Origin of the sequence: Streptomyces cupreus (genome assembly GCF_014257025.1) — a bacterium.
Taxonomy (GTDB): Bacteria; Actinomycetota; Actinomycetes; order Streptomycetales; family Streptomycetaceae; genus Streptomyces; species Streptomyces cupreus.
Genome location: NZ_JACMSF010000003.1, coordinates 143,443 through 160,079 on the forward strand (window position 1 = coordinate 143,443; position 16,637 = coordinate 160,079).

A 16,637-nucleotide genomic window follows, 5' to 3' on the forward strand; every position below is an offset into this window, starting at 1 on the left:
AGGCGTGCGCCTGCTGTTCGACCGGCCACGGCAAGGCTGAGGGCGTCCCCAGTCACAACAGCGGCGCCCTGCACGTCAGCGGTTGACGGCCTGGATAAAGGAGCCCGTCGGCTCAGGTGAGAGGGTTTGGATCCCTGATTTGGGTAACCCGGGCTGCATGGGGGTACGGAGGTCTGCGTTCGAAAGCCGTTGGGTATGACAGCAGAGCGCTCGATCATGGGCATTGAGGCTGCTGAGTCTCTGGTTTCGCCCGTGAATTCTCACAACGAGTGGGACCCGTTGGAGGAGGTCGTCGTCGGGCGGCTCGACGGTGCGACCATTCCCTCCGACCATCCCGTTGTGACCTGCAATCTCCCCCCGTGGGCGGCGCGGATTCAGGGGCTTGCCGCCGGCTTTCGGTACCCGCGGGTGCTCGTCGAGCGGGCGCAACATGAGCTCGATCAGTTCATCGCCCTGCTTCAGTCACTCGGTGTCATCGTCAGACGCCCTGATCCGGTCGACCATCGGCGACGCTTCGGCACGCCCGACTGGTCGTCGCGCGGTTTCTGCAACACCTGCCCGCGCGACAGCCTTCTCGTGATCGGCGACGAGATCATCGAGACCCCGATGGCATGGCCGTGCCGGTATTTCGAGACCCATTCCTATCGCCCGATCCTCAAGGACTACTTCCGGCGCGGGGCACGGTGGACGGCGGCGCCCAAGCCCCAGCTCACCGATGAGCTCTACGAGGCGGATTTCCGCGTCCCCGAGGCGGGCGAGCCCATGCGGTACATCCTCACCGAGTTCGAGCCGGTATTCGACGCGGCCGATTTCGTGCGTGCGGGGCGTGATCTGTTCGTTACGCGGAGCAATGTCACCAACCGGATGGGGATCGAATGGTTGCGCCGACATCTGGGACCCGGCTATCGCATCCACGAGATCGAGAGCCGCTGCCGCGCACCCATGCACATCGATACGACATTCGTGCCGCTCTCGCCCGGGAAGGTCCTGGTCAATCCTGAGTACGTCGATCTCGACCGGCTGCCCGACGTCCTGCGGTCGTGGGAGGTACTGGTCGCTCCCCAGCCCGATCCGCTGGACGAGCGGCTACTGAAGATCACCTCGATGTGCGGCAGGTGGCTCAGCATGAACGTGCTCATGGTCGACGAGAATCGGGTGATCGCGGAGCGGCATCACACCTCTATGCTCCGTGCGCTCGAATCCTGGGGGTTCGAACCGGTGCCGTGCGAGCTGCTGCACTACGCGCCGTTCGGCGGGTCCTTTCACTGCGCCACGCTGGATGTTCGGCGTCGCGGGGCACTTGAGTCGTACGTCGGGTGAGGGAACGGCTCGGCTTCGGGTCCTGAATTCGGTGGCGTGAATAGCGCTGCTGTGATCGGGGAGATACCTCGTCATGGGACGGCAATGGCGGGACGGGCGAGGGAAGTTGGTCGTTCAGGGACAGGTGGGGGATATCGGCCTGCCTCTTGAGATCGCCTCGTCCTATCGGGCCCGGACTCGGGGACTGCTCGGGCGGGACGCCGTGGACGGGGTACTCCTGCTGTCCCCCGCCAACAGCGTGCACACCATCGGCATGCGGATCCCCATCGACGTCGCGTATCTCGATCGGCGGCTGCGTGTCATCGCCGTACGCACCATGAAGCCCGGCCGCCTCGGATTGCCTCGACTCCGGGCCCGGCACGTGCTGGAGGCCGGGGCCGGGGCGATGGTGGGGTGGGGGCTGCGGGTTGGGGTGCGGGTGGTCGTCGAGGTGGACTGCGGTATCGGGTGAGCAGCCGTTAGCCGTTAGCGGGTCGGTACGGCCGCGATTGGCCCACACCAGTTGGCCCAGGGCGCGGGGTGGCTCCGATGGGCTGGGCGAGTTCGTCGGCATGGGGCGATTCCGTCGTTCTTGTCACCGAGAGTGGTGGTTGTTTCTGCCCTGGCCAAGATGGACTCGTCGACGCTGACGCCGGGGCGTCCTACTCGCCGTTCCCGGCCCCGTTGTCGCCGAGGCACTCGACCGGATGCGGGGTCTCAACCTCAACTTCGCCGTGCACGGCTCATCATCGACGCCGGGTATGAACCCGTACGTGTCGGCGCCCTCGACAAGGCAGTTGTCCAGGAACGGGCCGTCGAACTCTTCTTCGCCGTAGCCAGGGTCGCATCACCACACCCGAGCAGCTCTGACCCGAGCGAACGGCCCACGCGTGGCGTGTCGTAACGCGACGTCCTTCATCGATGACTCTACGTGATAATGATTACTCTCCGCAGTTGCCGTCGTTGACATTGCTGGAGGAGCACACGATGAGTCAGTCGGGCGAGGGTACCTCGCGTCGTCACTTCCTGGGCATGGCCGGGGCCGCCGCTACCTCGGCGACACTGGCGCAGGTCATGACCGGAGCCGTACCGGCGTTCGCGGCGCCCGCCACCGACGGGCTGACGAGACCGGTCAGGAAGGTGGACAACGGCAAGACGGTGGCAGTCCTCGGCGCCGGCCCCGCCGGCCTGGCGGCCGCGATCCGGTTCGTGGAGGCCGGCTACCGGGTGACGGTGCTGGAGTCCCAGAGCCGGGTCGGGGGCCGCACACTGACCGCCCGCCCAGGCGACGAGATCAGCGAAGTGTGGGATGACGGTTCGGTTCAGACCCAGACCTGCCAGTTCGACGAGAACCTCTACCTCAACCTCGGCGCCGGCCGCATCCCGTACGTCCACCAGCGGGTCCTCGACTTCTGTCGCAAACTCAAGGTCCCGCTGGAGCCGTACATCCACACCACTACAGCCAACCTGTACCAGACCGACAAGGCATGGCGGGGCGCACCCAGGCCCAACCGCCGGATCGCCAACGACACGCGTGGCTACATCGCCCAGTACCTCACTCAGGCCCTGCAAAAGGGAACGCAGGCCGAAGACGGACTGACCCCCGCACAGCGCGAACAGTTCGGGAATCTTCTCATCGAGTTCGGCGCACTCGATCCCACCGACAGGAGCTACGTAGGCTCCACGCGTTCCGGCTTGGCCAGGACCCCGACCGTCCGGCAGATGGAGGAGCCGGTGGATCCACTGCTTCTCCAGGACCTGCTGGCGAGTGAGTTCTGGGAAGACTCCTTCTATCAGGACTCCAATCTTCACTGGCACACCACATCGTTTCAGCCGGTCGGTGGCATGGACAGCATCTGGCGCCGCGCGGCCGCCGCACTGCCGGCCGGCACGATCACATACAAGGCGCCTGTCCAAGGCATCGCCCTGGACGGCAGCGGCGTGAACGTCAGCTGGACGCAGGACGGCACGGAGCGTACTCAGCGGTTCGACTACTGCCTGAGCAACATCCCGATGTCGGTGCTGCGCAAACACGTCACTCTCAACAACTTCTCCGAGGACTTCCTGTCCGCTGTCCGGGGCACACCCTTCGCGGACGCCTGCAAGGTCGGCTGGCAAGCCAACCAGCGCTTCTGGGAGTCGGAGAGGTATCAGATCTACGGAGGCATCAGCAGGATCGATCACGAGATCGAGCAGATCTGGTATCCGTCCAACGACTATTTCTCATCCGCGGGGAAGGGCACGCTGACCGGAGCGTACAACCACTACGAGAACGCGGTCGCGCTCGGCAACCGCCCGCACCTGGAACGGCTGAGCGTGGCCCGCGCAGCCGCGACGAAGCTGCACGACGAGTTCGCCAGCAACGCCATCGTCCCGGACCGGCTGGGCATGTCGATCGCATGGAAGAAGGTGCCCTCCCAACTGGGTGCGTGGGCCGACTGGCGCGGGGATGACCCGGAGCACAAGAAGATGTACTCGACATTGATCTACCCGCAGGGCCAGGACAACTTCTTCGTGATCGGCGACCAGGTGTCCGCGCTGCCCGGCTGGCAGGAGGGGGCGCTGATGTCGGCGGAGTGGGCGTCCCAGTGGATCATCGAGGGGAAGCGCGCGGCCCGCAGGCCCGTCAAGCGGGCGCCTGACGCGAGAAGCCTGACCACGTAAGGGGATCCCCGCCGGGTGACGGTACGGCGCAGGCGACCGTCACCCGGCCTGACGGTCAGCTCTCCGAGCGCGGGAAGGAGACCTCTACCCGTCGGTTCTTCTTGCGGCTGGCCTCTGTTGTGTTGGAAGCGATGGGGTATTGCTCGCCGTAGCCTCTTACCTCGTACGTGATGTTCGGGTCGTTCAGTTCGGATTTGAGGACGTCTTCTACGGCGTTGGCTCGTTGTTTGGACAGGACGTCGCCGTGGGCCGATGAGCCCAGGTTGTCCGTGAAGCCGAAGACTCGGATCTTTGTTGCGTTCTGGGTTTTGATCTCTTCCGCGATTGCTGCGATTCGGGCCTTTGCCTCGCCGTTCAGTTTGGCGCTGTCCTTGGGGAACAGGACCTCCGCCTGCAGCGCGAACTTCACGTCCGCGTTGGTGTCTTCGCGGCGTTCGTCACCGCTCTGGTCTTCGACTACCTGTTTGATGTCCAGCACCTTGGCTTCGGCGAGGGTTGCGCCCTCGGGGAGCTTCAGGTCTGGGTCGTTGGGGTCCACTTCGACGGGGGCGGTGGCTGTGGCTTCGGTTCCTGGGGGGACGCTGGGGTTGTCGTCCGCGTGGGCGGTCACGGCTCCGATGAAGCTCATGGCGACCATCACCGAGACGGCAGTGAGGGTCAGGGCAAAGCGGGGTGGGGTGGGGGTCATGTGAGGCCTCACCCAGAGATCGTGATGTCTGCGGGGGCGAACATGGGCAACTGGAAGGTGACTTCCGTCGTGTCGTTCGGTGGCGCGGGGAACTGCATGAACACGGGGATGCTCTCACCGGATTTGATGGACGTGATGCCCGTGGTCGTGAGAGGGCGGCCATCCGTGTCCCGTAGGACGTAATAGCGCTTCTTTCCCTTGGAATCGACCAGAGTCGCCCCACCGAACGATCGACCGTTTCTGATGATCTCGGTCTCGTTACCGCTCAACTGGGCCGGGAGTGCCAGGGTCTTGTCGCCGTCGTTCTTCAGGGTGCCGCCGACCGTGACGAAGCCGCCCGAGTCCCGCTGTGCCGAGGTGAGCTGAAGCAGCAAGCCGCCGGGCCCCTTCAGTTCGGCCAAAGGCTCGTCTGCCTGTCCTTCCTGGGCACTCGGCTCGGATCCACCATTCTCCTCCGAGGCTGACGCCGAAGGCTTCGGCTTCTGCTCGTCGTCTCCGCCGCCGCAGCCGGCCACACCGAGGGCCAGACCAGTCGCAAGAGTCAGAGCGACTATCCCCCTACGGGCCTTCGTCGTGAACCGAATGCTCATGCCTCTGATTCCTTCATCACTCGTCGTTCGCTTGTCAGTCGGCAAGATGGACGTCGAAGAGGTCCTCGGGGCCCGGCAGATCTGTGAGGTCTTCGGGATCGAGATCCCAGTTCCTGTCCTTGCAAGTCAACTGCGGCAGCACATCGTCTCCGGCGTCGCCTTCGGGGAGTTCGAACGTGCAGCGCGGCTCAATCACGGCGATGGCGGACTCTGTCGAGTGAATTTCCTCAGTGCCGGGGACGATGGAGTCTCCGACGGACTTGTCCATCTCGACCGCGACCTTGTACTCCAAGGGGCCCGGATGATCGCATCCGGTCACATGCGCGTCGTTCAGTCCCGCGAGCTGATCTGCCCGCGCGCACGACGAAGGCACAAGTCCAGGTGCGTAGCCGTCGAAGATGTCCTGCCACTGGGTCGGGTCGAGTACGACTTCGATCCACTTGCCCGCAAGTTGGTCCCGGGTGTCCTGCGCCGCCGCGAGGGCAGCAGCGTCAGCGGCTGTCTGGGCGCCGTTCCGATTCGCCGCGGCCTGCCCGACCGCAAGGTAGGCGAACGCGAGAAAGAGCAGGCCTCCCACCACCGTGATGTAGATGGGGAATGCCTGCCCTGAGTCGCCGTGCCTACGCAGCCACATCATCCACCGGTGACTTCGATGATCTTGTCGGTGATCGCGTTGTAGATCGACTGACCGATATCCGTCCCCGTAATCGCCAACACAATCGCCACGACCACCGCGATGATCCCCAAGTACTCCACCGCCGTCTGCCCCTCGTCCCCCCGGGCGGCGCGGGACTTGATCCAGTTCTTCATTGTGTTCCCCTCTGGTATCAGGCGATCGCTGAACAGTTGGCTCGTAGGGCTCATGAGAAACGTATTCGGGAACAGCCGGAACACCAGAGGGTCCCAGGACCCAATTTCGGGTCCTGTCTGAAATTCGACCTCGTGTCACCGCCGGTCACCTCAGTCCTTGACGTGAACCACGCCTGCGTCCCGGGCACTTGGCGGAAGCCTCGGCACGGTTGACGCTGTGGGATTTGGCGAAGATGCGGTCGAGGTGGTTCTTGGTGGCCTTCTCGGCGGCGGAGCAGGGGGCGGTGATCTGTCGGTCGTGCGTCCCGCATGCGATGCGGTCCATGATCTCCCCCTCCTGCACCCTCAGCCGAAGCCTTGGCCGGTACGACCACGACTGTCCCACATCCGATTGCATCTGCGAAAGAAGTTCGAGGAAATTCCTTACCCAGGGCGGCCGTTCAGCGTTTGCTCGCGCGAGCGCCACCGTCGGCACAACCTCACTCCGACTCACTCCCCCGTACTCCCCCCCTACTCCCCCGTAATAGACCCGAAGTCCGTCCCCGACCCCAGCAACAGCCCCGCCCCCAGCAGGATCATCGTGGCCGGGACCATGAACGTCGTGATCATCATCGTGGCCTTGGGGACCGCCCTCGCCGCCTTTCGGCGGGCGTTCTGGGCGTCCGTCCTGCGCATGTCCTTCGCCAACGCCACCAGCGTGTCGACGATCGGTGCCCCCAGTTCCTCCCCCTGCTGGAGTGCCGTCACGAACATCGCGACCTGTTCCGAGTCGTTCCGGCGTCGGAGTTCCGCGAAGGCCTGGCGGCGGCTCATGCCGAGGTCCATCTGGCGGAGCGTGATGCGGAGTTCGTCCGCCCAGGGGCCCTCGTAGCGGGAGGCCACGCGGTCCAGTGCCTGGCGGAAACCCAGGCCCGCGCTCACCACCACCGCCAACACATCCAGGAAGTCCGGCAGCGTACGTTCGATCACGTCCTTGCGGATCCGGATCGCCGACCAGATGCCGACCTCCGTCCAGAACGCGCCGAAGGCGAGGAGGAGCAGAGTCACCAAATACTGGCCTCGCATCAGGAAGACCAGGCCGCCTACCGCTCCCAGGCAGCCGTACACCGCTCGGCGGGCCGCGTAACGGTCGATCGTGAGGCCGCCCGGGTTGCCCGCCAGGTCGATCTTGCGGCGGTACTTCGCCACCTGCTTCGGGCCCATCAGGCGCAGCACCGCCGGCGCGTACCGCATGCCCATGCGGTCGATCACCGAGTCCACCGCGCCGGTGCGCGTCGCGCCCACCTCCAGCGCCAACTGGAGGTCACCGGGGAGTTTCACATCCGCCCGGTACATGCGGATGCCCGCGAAGATGCCCCACACGCTCATGCCCATCAGCAGGGCCAGCAGCAGTGCCATGACAGCCCCTCTCAGACGTCGATCCGCGACAGGCGGCGGATCAGGACGAAACCGATCGCGTACAGCCCGAACGCCACGATCACCGCCACCTGACCGGCCGGTGAACCCGTCATACGGTCCAGCGCGCCGTCCTTCACGCCGTTCATCAGGAACAGGGAGCCGATGCCCATGGCCGGGACGGCGTACGACGTCATGTTCACCTGGGAGAGCTGGGTGCGGATCTCCCTGCGGGTCTCCTTTCGCTCCTCCAGCGTCTCCGTCAGGTTGCGCAGGGCGCTGACCACCTGGCCGCCCGCCCTGTTCGACAGGACCAGCGTCGTCACCAGGACGACCAGTTCGCGGGACGGCAGTCGGTCCGCCAGTTCGCCCAGCGCGTCGTCCATCGAGGCGCCGATCGCCAACTGGTTGGCCACCTTCGCCAGTTCCTCGCCCGCCGGGGCCTCCAGCTCCTCCGCCGCCATGCCGATCGCGGTACGCAGGGCAAGGCCCGCGTGCGTCGCGTTCGCCAGGATGCGGGCCAGCTCGGGGAGTTGGTTGATGAAGCGCTCGATGCGCTTCTGGCGCTGCCAGTTCAGGAACTGGACCGCCGCCCAGATCCCCAGCAGCCCCGCTATCGGGCCGAAGAAGGGCGCCAGCGTCGCCTGGCCGACCAGCCACAGGCCCGCCACCGCCGTCAGCATGTAGACGAAGAACTCGCCCGGCGTCACGTCCAGGCCCGTCGCCGCAAGCCGCAGTTCCAGCTTCCGGCCCAGCTTCGTACGGCGCAGTCTGCGGTCCAGGTCGCCGAAGCGGCGCCTACGGCCCCCCACAGCGATCTGGCCCGAGGAAGAGAGTCGCTCCACCAGTGCCTGGCGCTGGGCCCGGCCGGCCGCGTAGGCGTGGATGCCGGCCACCGCCAGGGCGCAGGTCAGCAGGGTGATGCCGGTGGTCAGCGTGATCAGCGTCCGGAATTCCATTACTTCCTCCCTACCTCGCCGCTCGTATCGCCAACTGCTCCACGGTTCGCGCCACCCCGAAGGCCTGCGGCACCGGCTGGTTCGCCATGTAGAGGCGGTCCGCCGTGCGGCGTGGGAGGGGGTAGTACTCGAAGGCGCCGTAGATCCGGCCGTCCGGTGCCATCGGCTGGGCGTTGAAGCGGGCGACCGTGGCCAGTCGGTACGGTTCGCCGCCGTGGCTGTCGAGGATGGCGATCTCGGTGATGCGGCGGGCGCCGTCGGCGAAGCGGGTGAGCTGGATGATGACGTCGATCGCGCTGTTGATCTGGTCGTGCAGCGCCTCGAAGGGGACCTCCACGTCCGACATGGAGGCCAGCGTCTTCAGCCGCATCAGGGCGTCCTCCGTGCTGTTGGCGTGCACGGTGGCGAGGGAGCCGTCATGGCCCGTGGACATGGCCTGGAGCATGTCGAGGGACTCGCCGCCCCGGACCTCGCCGACGACTATGCGGTCGGGGCGCATACGGAGCGAGTTGCGGACCAGGTCCCGGATCGTGACCCTGCCCTGTCCCTCCACGTTCGGGGGGCGGGACTCCAGGCGGATCACATGGCCCTGCTGGAGTTGCAGTTCCGCCGAGTCCTCGATCGTGATGATCCGTTCCACCTCGGGGATCAGGCCGGACAGGGCATTGAGAAGCGTCGTCTTTCCCGTGCCCGTCGCGCCCGAGACGATGATGTTGAACTTCGCCTGCACCAGGCCGGCCAGCAGATACACCATGTGCTCGTCGAGCGAGCCCAGGCCGATCATCTCGTGCAGGGTGAAGGAGCGGGGGAAGCGGCGGATGGTGAGGGTCGCGCCGGTCAGGGACAGGGGCGGGATGATCACGTTCACTCTCTCGCCCGACGGCAGGCGTGCGTCGACCATCGGGTTGGACTCGTCCACCCTCCGGTTCACCGTCGACACGATCCGCTCGATGGTCTGCATCAGCTGGTCGTGGGAGGGGAAGCGGAGGGGCAACTGCTCGACCCTGCCTGCCCGTTCCACGAAGATCGCGTCGGGGCCGTTCACCATGATCTCGGTGATCGACGCGTCCTCCAGGAGGGGTTCCAGGATGCCGAGGCCGAGTGCCTCGTCGACGACTCTGCGGATCAGCTGGGAGCGTTCCACCGTCGACAGCACGGGGCCCTCGCGGCTGATGATGTGGCCGAGGACGCGTTCCAGACGGGCCCGGCGTTCGGCCGCGGCGAGCGAACTCATCTCCGCGAGGTCGATCTCCTCCAGGAGCTTGGCCCGGTAGGAGGCGACCAGATGGCCGTCCTCGCCCCTGTGTCCGTTCTCCTCCGGGGAGTTGATTCGTGCCCGCAGGCTCATGGCTCTCGTGCTCCTCAGTGGTCGAGCGGCATGGTGGCGGACTTGGTGGCGTCGCCGAAGTCCCAGCCGGGCACGATGGACGGGATGTCGACGGTCGCGGTGACCTCTACCTCGTCGCCGAGGCCGGCGCTCGCGCACGCGGTCCCGTCGGCCAGCCAGCCGCTCACCGCGGCCTGACAGTCCTGCGCGAAGGGCCCGTCCAGCGAGGCACTGCGCGCTCCGGCACGCGCGGCGGTGCCCGCCTGCTGGGCGGTGTAGGCGATGAGGCCGATCTGGACGGCCGCCATGGCGACCAGGATCAGGATCGGAATGAACCCGAGGTATTCGATGGCCACCTGGCCACGGTCGCGGCGAAAGTGCTCGTACGGCATCTCAGTCCCCCTCCTCCACGACCGCGCCCGCGTGGCCGTCGACCTCGAAGGGGAAGCCGATCGACCCGGGGAACAGGACCGGGACCTCCAGATGGACGTCGGCCGTGACCAGCCCGCCGCTCTCGCCGCAGTCCACGTCGGCGCCGCCCTCCCACGCGTCCGGCAGATGCTTCAGCCCCGCCTCCTGGCAGGCGCCCTGTCGGTCCTCGGCCGCCGTCGCTGCCCGTACGGCCTCGTCCGCGGCGTTCCCCGCCAGCGTGAAGGTGTAACCGAGCAGCGCGCACTGCCACAGCAGCACCAGCGTCAGGATGATCAGCGGGGTCATGCCGAGGAACTCGATCGTGACCTGGCCCCGGTCGCGTCCCCGTAGCCCCGCACGCACGCTCATCCCCCACCGTCCCGCCGTCGGCGAAAGGACCCCCGGCCTGCTCTGCGGTCGCCCTCGGGGGCCTTGACCAGGCCCAGTTCACCCGCGAGGGTCCACAGGGCCTGTTTGACGGTGCTCTTGGCGTCGAGTTCGTGGAGGCGGCCCGCGTCCACGGCGCCCTGGAGTTCCTTGAAGTTCGACGGAATCACGGTGGCCGCAAGACCCGTGCCGGTGATCTTCTGGATCAGCGGGGGCTGGATCTCGGTGCCGCGGGTGTGGCGGTTGACGACGACCGTGGTCTCCTCGGCCTTGCGGATCTGGAGGCGGTCCCACATGCGTACGGCGCGTTTGGCGCCGCGGACGGCGACCACGTCGGGGGTGGTGACCAGCAGGGAGGTGTCGGCCATCTCCACGGTCGCCGCACCCGCGCCGCTGAGCTGGGCGCCGCAGTCGACGACCACGACCTCGTAGCGGGAGCGCAGGGCGCTGACGATCTGGCGGGCGGCGCGGTCGGTGACCTCCTCGCCGCGTTCGCCCTCGCCGGGGGCGAGGAGCAGGGCGAGCCCGGTGTCATGGCGGAAGACGGCGTCGGCGAGGACGCGCGGGGTGATGTCGGTGATGGTCGCGAGGTCGACGACCGAGCGGCGGAACTGGACGTCCAGGTAGGAGGCGATGTCGCCGGTCTGGAGGTCCATGTCGAGCAGGGCCGCGCTACGGCCCGACGCCTGGGCTGCGAGGGCCAGTTGGATGGCGACCAGCGTCGTGCCGACCCCGCCCTTGGCGCCGCTCACCGTGACGACGGTGCCGCCGACGCCGGTGAACACCTCAAGGGCGCCGCCGAGATGACGCCGTACGCCCGCCGACCAGGAGGCGACGGCCTGGACGCGGCTCGCGAGTTCCTCGTACGACAAAGGCAGCGCCACCAGGCCCCGCGCGCCGTAGTCCATGGCCGCCTGGAAGAGGCCGGGGCTCGCGTCCGAGGTGACGAGGATGACGCCGACCGCCGGGAAGCGCAGGGCGACTTCGCGGATCAGTTCCAGGGCGGGGACCGGGCCGATGCGTTCGTGGACGACGACGACCTCGGGCAGTTCGTCGACGGACTCGGCGGCCAGCCGGGCGAGGGTGTCGATGAGCTGGGTGGAGTCGGTCACCGGGGCGACCGGTTCGGCGTCCGGGAGCTGGGAGAGCAGGGTCGTTACCGACCGGACCGCGTCCGCGTCACCGACCGCCGGGAGGATCCTCGTGGGCATGCGGGCCTCTCACTTGTCCTTCGCGAGTTCGTACGTCCGGTCCGACTCGGGGACCGTGGTGTCGCTGCCGGGCGCCACCAGCGCGAGCCGGACCCGCTGGGCGAACGACTCGGCGTACGTGAGGCGCTGGGCGTCGAGGGTGGACAGTGCGAAGGTGATCGGGACGGCCTTGGTGAGCTGCCGGTCGCGGTCGTCGGCGTCCGGCTCCAGGGGGGTCAGGTCGCCTACGTCGAGGACCTTGGCGTTGGTGACGATGATCTTGGACTGGGCGGGGTCGCCCTCCCGCGCGCCCTCGAAGGTGGCGTACACGTTCACGGTGGAGTTCGGCGTGATCTTGCCGGCCACCCCGGTAGCCGCGTCGATCATGATGGCGACCTCTTGCTGCCCGGGCTGCAGGGCGGGCTGTGCCACGATCATGTCGCTCTGCAGCAGGGAGCCCTTCTTCAGGGCGGTGACCGCGATCTTGCCCTCGATCTCGCGGAGATCGGTGACCGCGTTGTCGGAGAGCCACCGCTCGGGCATCGAGATCTTCTCGAACTGGGCCGCGGCCAGCGGTTTGTAGGGCTCCACGTTCGCCTTGAGCCGGTAGGCGGTGACCTCGGGGCCGACCTTGGACTCGGCGTCGTCGATGACGGACAGCACGCCGGCGAAGGCGCCGAGGGCGCAGACGACCGACAGGATCAGGAGTATCACGCCGCGGCGCTGACGGGAGTTCATGAACCGTGCAACCTCATTGGGGGAATCGGTCGGGATCGGTCTGACGCGGCTTCCGGGTTCGGTCAGCCTGCGCGGGTCTCGGGTACGGGCGGTGTCGCGGAGCAGAACACACAGCGGTCGCCGATGACGTCGATGCCGCACCAGTGGCAGGTGCTCTGGCGTACCGAGGTGACAAGCTGGTACAGCACGGACAGGTCGGACAGGTAGGCACAGAACTCGATCAGCCGTCCCGTCCCCCACCACCGCTCCGACTCGGCGGGCAGCGGCACCTCGCGCAGCCCCTGGACGCTCCAGGACCTGGCCAGGGTGTCGGTGACCCAGTCGGACTGGAGCTGGCCTCTGGCGACGAGCATCCGGGTGCCGAACTCGGGGCCGGTGAGGGCGGCTTCGGGGCCGATCCGGACGAGCTGCGGTTCGGGGTGGGCGAGGACGCCGAAGTGGTTGCCCGGGACCCAGGACTTGGCGTGGGACTTCAGCCCGACGGGGACCCGGTCGAGCTTGGTGACGGAGCCGAGGAGCGCCCCGGCGTGGATGTAGTGGGTGAGCAGACGGCCCGCCGAGGCGAGGACGCCCGGGCTGAGGTCGCAGGAGGCGAGCTGGCGCAACTGGCGGGCCAGGACGGCGAGTCCGAGCGGAGGCAGTTCGGGGCGGAACAGGGCGATCCGGTCGCTCTCCATGAGGGAGCGGAGGGTGTGCAGCCGGCGTTCCACGGTGGGGTCGAGGGCCCCGGAGCAGACGACTATGACATGGCCGTACTGCTCGACGACCGCTTGAAGGGCGGTCAGGGACCGGTCGAGCGGTTGCCGGTCCAGGTCCTGGAGCACGACGGCGGGCACGGTCCGTTCGTCCTGTGGCGGCAGCGCCAGGTCGGCACTGGTCACGGCGATGGCAGTTGGCACGCGCAGCTCCCCACTCCCCATGCCCGCCGGCCCGACCGGCGTCACTCCGGTACACCCAGGACACACAGTCGACTTCACTGCGTGACTACCTGAGCACTGTATCCACGGCTCCATGACCGGAGAACAGCGTTTCTGCAGCTATGGAGGAACTGCCGTTTCACAAGTTGCGCCAAATCGGGGCAGGTTGAGCATCTCGACGGCACCCCTTGACAGAAGGATTGGTCTGGACCAACTTATTTGACATGTCCATACGCAGACGATCGACACGTCTCTGGACGGGTGCCGTCACCCTGGCGCTCGCCCTCTCCTTCGCGGGCACGGGCCAGGCGTCCGCCGCCGATGTCAACAACGCCAAGAACGCCGGCTTCGAGTCCGGCCTGACCAACTGGACGTGCTCCGCGAGCAGCGGCACGACCGTCTCCTCGCCGGTGCACGGCGGCTCGGCCGCGCTGAAGGCGACCCCGGCCGGGCAGGACAACGCCCGCTGCACCCAGGCGGTCGCGGTCCAGCCGAACTCGACGTACACGCTCAGCGCCTGGGTGCAGGGCGGGTACGCCTATCTGGGCGTGACCGGCACCGGCACGACGGACGTGTCGACGTGGACGCCGGACTCCACCAGTTGGAAGCAGCTGACCACCACCTTCACCACCGGCTCATCGACCCGCTCGGTGACCGTGTACACGCACGGCTGGTACGGACAGGCCGCCTACCACGCCGACGATCTCTCGGTGTTCGGGCCCGACGGGGGCGGTGGCGGTGACCCTGCGCCGACGATCCCCGGTGCGCCGAGCGGGCTGACGGTGTCCGGGCGGACCTCGTCGTCGATCTCCCTGGCCTGGAACACGGTCTCGGGCGCGACCGGCTACAACGTCTACCGGAACGGCACCAAGGTGACGGCGGTGACCGGCACTTCGGCGACCGTGACCGGCCTCGCGGCCTCCACCTCGTACTCCTTCCAGGTCACGGCGACCAACTCGGCCGGTGAGTCGCCGAAGTCGGCGACGGTGACCGGGACGACGACGGCGACCCCGACCGGACCCGCGCTGCCGAAGCACGCGGTGACCGGGTACTGGCAGAACTTCAACAACGGCGCCACCGTGCAGAAGCTCTCCGACGTCCAGGCGCAGTACGACATCATCGCGGTCGCCTTCGCCGACGCGACCGGGACTCCGGGAGCGGTGACCTTCAACCTCGACTCGGCCGGGCTCGGCGGCTACACCGTCGACCAGTTCAAGGCGGACGTCCGGGCGAAGCAGGCGGCCGGGAAGAAGGTCGTCATCTCGGTCGGCGGTGAGCGGGGCACGGTGTCGGTGAACGACTCGGCGTCCGCGACCAACTTCGCCAACTCGGTGTACGCGCTGATGCAGGAGTACGGCTTCGACGGCGTCGACATCGACCTGGAGAACGGGCTCAACGCGACGTACATGACGCAGGCGCTCAGGTCGCTGTCGGCGAAGGCGGGATCGTCGATGATCCTGACGATGGCCCCGCAGACCATCGACATGCAGTCGACGTCGAACTCCTACTTCCAGACGGCGCTGAACGTGAAGGACATCCTCACGGTCGTCAACATGCAGTACTACAACAGCGGTTCGATGCTGGGCTGCGACGGCAAGGTCTACAGCCAGGGCTCGGTCGACTTCCTGACCGCGCTCGCCTGTATCCAGCTGGAGGGCGGGCTTGCCCCGTCCCAGGTGGGCCTGGGTCTGCCGGCCTCGACCCGGGGCGCGGGCAGCGGGTATGTGTCCCCGTCGGTGGTGAACAGCGCGCTCGACTGTCTGGCGAAGGGCACCAACTGCGGTTCCTTCAAGCCGTCGAGGACGTATCCCGATCTTCGGGGCGCGATGACCTGGTCGACGAACTGGGACGCGACGGCGGGCAACGCGTGGTCCAACGCGGTGGGTCCGCACGTGCACGCGCTGCCGTAGCGCCGCCCCGGTCCGTGGTCGGGGTTCGTCAGAAGAACTCCGACCACGGCTGGTCCCAGATCTGTTTCACGCACAGGATCAGGAACAGCAGGCCCGCGATCACCAGCATGGTGTTGCTGAGAGCGCCGTTGCGCCACTGGGCCGGGGTGCGGGCGGAGTTGAGGAGCCAGAGCAGGGTGCCGGCCAGGAACGGCAGGAACGCCGCGCCCAGGACGCCGTAGATGATGATCAGGCGGAAGGGCTGGCCCTGGAAGAGCAGGACGATCGGGGGGAAGGTCAGCCACAGGAGGTAGAGGCGGAAGGGCAGGCCGCGTTCGCGGCTGCCGGTGGCGATCTCCTCGCCGCGCGTCTCGTCGCCCTTGCGGTAGCGCTCGACGAAGTCCGCGAACATCAGGCTCACTCCGTGCCAGACGCCGATCAGCGAGGTGAACGAGGTGGCGAAGAAGCCGATGAGGAAGAACTTCGCCGTCGCCGTGCCGTACTCCGCCTCCAGGATGTCGCTGAGCTGGAGCAGGCCCTTGTCGCCACTGGCGATGGCGACGTTCGCCGAGTGCAGCAGTTCCGCGCCGACGAAGAGCATCGCGACGACGAAGATTCCGGTGGTGGCGTAGGCGACCCGGTTGTCCAGCCGCATGACCTTCATCCAGCCGGTGTTCGTCCAGCCCTTGGCGTTGACCCAGTAGCCGTACGCGGCCAGCGTGATGGTGCCGCCGACGCCGCCGATCAGGCCGAGGGTGTTGAGGACGGAGTCCTTCTCGTCGGGCAGCACCGGCAGCAGGCCCGCGAAGGCGTCGCCGAGGTTCGGGGTGACGCGGATCGCCAGGTAGACGGTCACCACGAACATGACGCCCACCAGGACCGTCATGACCTTCTCGAAGACCGCGTACTTGTTGAACCAGACGAAGACCAGGCCCACCAGGCCGCAGGCCACGCCCCACCACTCCAGGTCCATCACATCGGGAAAGAGCGCCTGAAGCGGCAGCGCGCTCGACGACATGGCCGCCGCGCCGTACACGAAGCCCCAGATCACGACGTAGCCGACGAAGAACCAGGTGGTCCAGCGGCCGAGGCTCGCCCAGCCGTCGAACAGGGTGCGTCCGGTGGACAGATGCCATCGCCCGGCCGCCTCGGCGAGGGAGATCTTCACCAGACAGCCGATGATCGCGGCCCACAGCAGCGTGTACCCGAAGCTGCTTCCGGCGATCAGCGTGGCCACCAGGTCACCGGCGCCGACACCGGTCGCGGCAACAACGATGCCAGGGCCGATGTACTTCCAACTGGACTTACGGGGGGAGGAGTCGATTGCGTCGGTCTGTGTTGTCTGAGTGTTTCCCGAGCTGTCCACCATGCAG

At 67.3% G+C, this 16,637-nt stretch carries 18 protein-coding genes; 4 read left to right on the forward strand and 14 right to left on the reverse strand.

The genetic code is table 11. The features are described from left to right. Positions 1 to 195 precede the first annotated feature (195 nt). The 3 genes from H4N64_RS04025 (at position 196) to H4N64_RS04035 (ending at position 3,963) form a co-directional block, all read left to right on the forward strand. On the forward strand, positions 196 to 1,320 hold the full coding sequence (locus H4N64_RS04025) for an amidinotransferase (RefSeq protein WP_186280690.1): 1,125 nt from the start codon (positions 196 to 198) through the stop codon (positions 1,318 to 1,320). A 73-nt stretch (positions 1,321 to 1,393) separates the two neighbouring features. Beyond that, positions 1,394 to 1,771, forward strand: a complete 378-nt coding sequence (locus H4N64_RS04030; RefSeq protein WP_186280691.1) for a DUF192 domain-containing protein — start codon at positions 1,394 to 1,396, stop codon at positions 1,769 to 1,771. Between the two features lie 515 nt (positions 1,772 to 2,286). Beyond that, complete coding sequence (locus H4N64_RS04035; RefSeq protein ID WP_186280692.1) at positions 2,287 to 3,963, forward strand: flavin monoamine oxidase family protein; 1,677 nt, start codon at positions 2,287 to 2,289, stop codon at positions 3,961 to 3,963. 55 nt (positions 3,964 to 4,018) lie between these two features. Here the strand turns inward: H4N64_RS04035 and H4N64_RS04040 are convergent, their stop codons facing one another. The 13 genes from H4N64_RS04040 to H4N64_RS04100 form a co-directional block, all read right to left on the reverse strand. Further along, positions 4,019 to 4,651, reverse strand: a complete 633-nt coding sequence (locus tag H4N64_RS04040) for an OmpA family protein (RefSeq protein WP_186280693.1) — start codon at positions 4,649 to 4,651, stop codon at positions 4,019 to 4,021. A gap of 8 nt (positions 4,652 to 4,659) precedes the next feature. Further along, positions 4,660 to 5,241, reverse strand: a complete 582-nt coding sequence (locus H4N64_RS04045) for a hypothetical protein (protein WP_186280694.1) — start codon at positions 5,239 to 5,241, stop codon at positions 4,660 to 4,662. A 34-nt stretch (positions 5,242 to 5,275) separates the two neighbouring features. Then, on the reverse strand, positions 5,276 to 5,878 hold the full coding sequence (locus H4N64_RS04050) for a pilus assembly protein TadG-related protein (protein WP_418896241.1): 603 nt from the start codon (positions 5,876 to 5,878) through the stop codon (positions 5,276 to 5,278). Next, complete coding sequence (locus tag H4N64_RS04055) at positions 5,875 to 6,051, reverse strand: Flp family type IVb pilin (RefSeq protein WP_186280695.1); 177 nt, start codon at positions 6,049 to 6,051, stop codon at positions 5,875 to 5,877. The genes H4N64_RS04050 and H4N64_RS04055 overlap by 4 nt, the downstream gene beginning before the upstream one ends. A 145-nt stretch (positions 6,052 to 6,196) precedes the next feature. Then, the gene (locus H4N64_RS04060) at positions 6,197 to 6,376 is read right to left on the reverse strand and encodes a hypothetical protein (protein ID WP_186280696.1); all 180 of its coding nucleotides are present in this window, start codon (positions 6,374 to 6,376) and stop codon (positions 6,197 to 6,199) included. A gap of 185 nt (positions 6,377 to 6,561) precedes the next feature. After that, positions 6,562 to 7,449: a DUF5936 domain-containing protein gene (locus tag H4N64_RS04065; protein ID WP_186280697.1), complete on the reverse strand. Its 888-nt coding sequence runs from the start codon at positions 7,447 to 7,449 to the stop codon at positions 6,562 to 6,564. 11 nt (positions 7,450 to 7,460) lie between these two features. Further along, positions 7,461 to 8,405, reverse strand: coding sequence for a type II secretion system F family protein (locus tag H4N64_RS04070; RefSeq protein WP_186280698.1), 945 nt, complete (start codon positions 8,403 to 8,405; stop codon positions 7,461 to 7,463). A 10-nt stretch (positions 8,406 to 8,415) separates the two neighbouring features. Next, positions 8,416 to 9,753: a CpaF family protein gene (locus H4N64_RS04075; RefSeq protein WP_186280699.1), complete on the reverse strand. Its 1,338-nt coding sequence runs from the start codon at positions 9,751 to 9,753 to the stop codon at positions 8,416 to 8,418. Between the two features lie 14 nt (positions 9,754 to 9,767). Then, positions 9,768 to 10,124 (reverse strand): TadE/TadG family type IV pilus assembly protein, encoded by a 357-nt coding sequence (locus tag H4N64_RS04080; protein ID WP_186280700.1) that lies wholly within the window; start codon positions 10,122 to 10,124, stop codon positions 9,768 to 9,770. Position 10,125: 1 nt separating this feature from the next. Next, positions 10,126 to 10,512 carry a TadE/TadG family type IV pilus assembly protein gene (locus H4N64_RS04085; RefSeq protein ID WP_186280701.1) on the reverse strand — a complete coding sequence of 129 codons (387 nt, stop codon included), beginning with the start codon at positions 10,510 to 10,512 and terminating at the stop codon, positions 10,126 to 10,128. Next, entirely contained in the window at positions 10,509 to 11,741 is a 1,233-nt protein-coding gene (locus tag H4N64_RS04090; protein WP_186280702.1) for a CpaE/TadZ family protein, read from the reverse strand. Before H4N64_RS04090 ends, H4N64_RS04085 begins: the two co-directional genes overlap by 4 nt. A gap of 9 nt (positions 11,742 to 11,750) precedes the next feature. Beyond that, positions 11,751 to 12,458, reverse strand: a complete 708-nt coding sequence (gene cpaB / locus H4N64_RS04095) for a Flp pilus assembly protein CpaB (protein ID WP_186280703.1) — start codon at positions 12,456 to 12,458, stop codon at positions 11,751 to 11,753. Between the two features lie 62 nt (positions 12,459 to 12,520). Beyond that, entirely contained in the window at positions 12,521 to 13,378 is an 858-nt protein-coding gene (locus H4N64_RS04100) for a hypothetical protein (RefSeq protein ID WP_186280825.1), read from the reverse strand. A 221-nt stretch (positions 13,379 to 13,599) separates the two neighbouring features. On the opposite strand from H4N64_RS04100, the gene H4N64_RS04105 reads away from it, so the two are divergent. Beyond that, positions 13,600 to 15,285, forward strand: coding sequence for a chitinase (locus H4N64_RS04105; RefSeq protein WP_186280704.1), 1,686 nt, complete (start codon positions 13,600 to 13,602; stop codon positions 15,283 to 15,285). Between the two features lie 28 nt (positions 15,286 to 15,313). On the opposite strand, the gene H4N64_RS04110 is transcribed toward H4N64_RS04105, so the two are convergent. Beyond that, positions 15,314 to 16,633, reverse strand: coding sequence for an Nramp family divalent metal transporter (locus H4N64_RS04110; RefSeq protein ID WP_186280705.1), 1,320 nt, complete (start codon positions 16,631 to 16,633; stop codon positions 15,314 to 15,316). Positions 16,634 to 16,637: the final 4 nt, after the last annotated feature.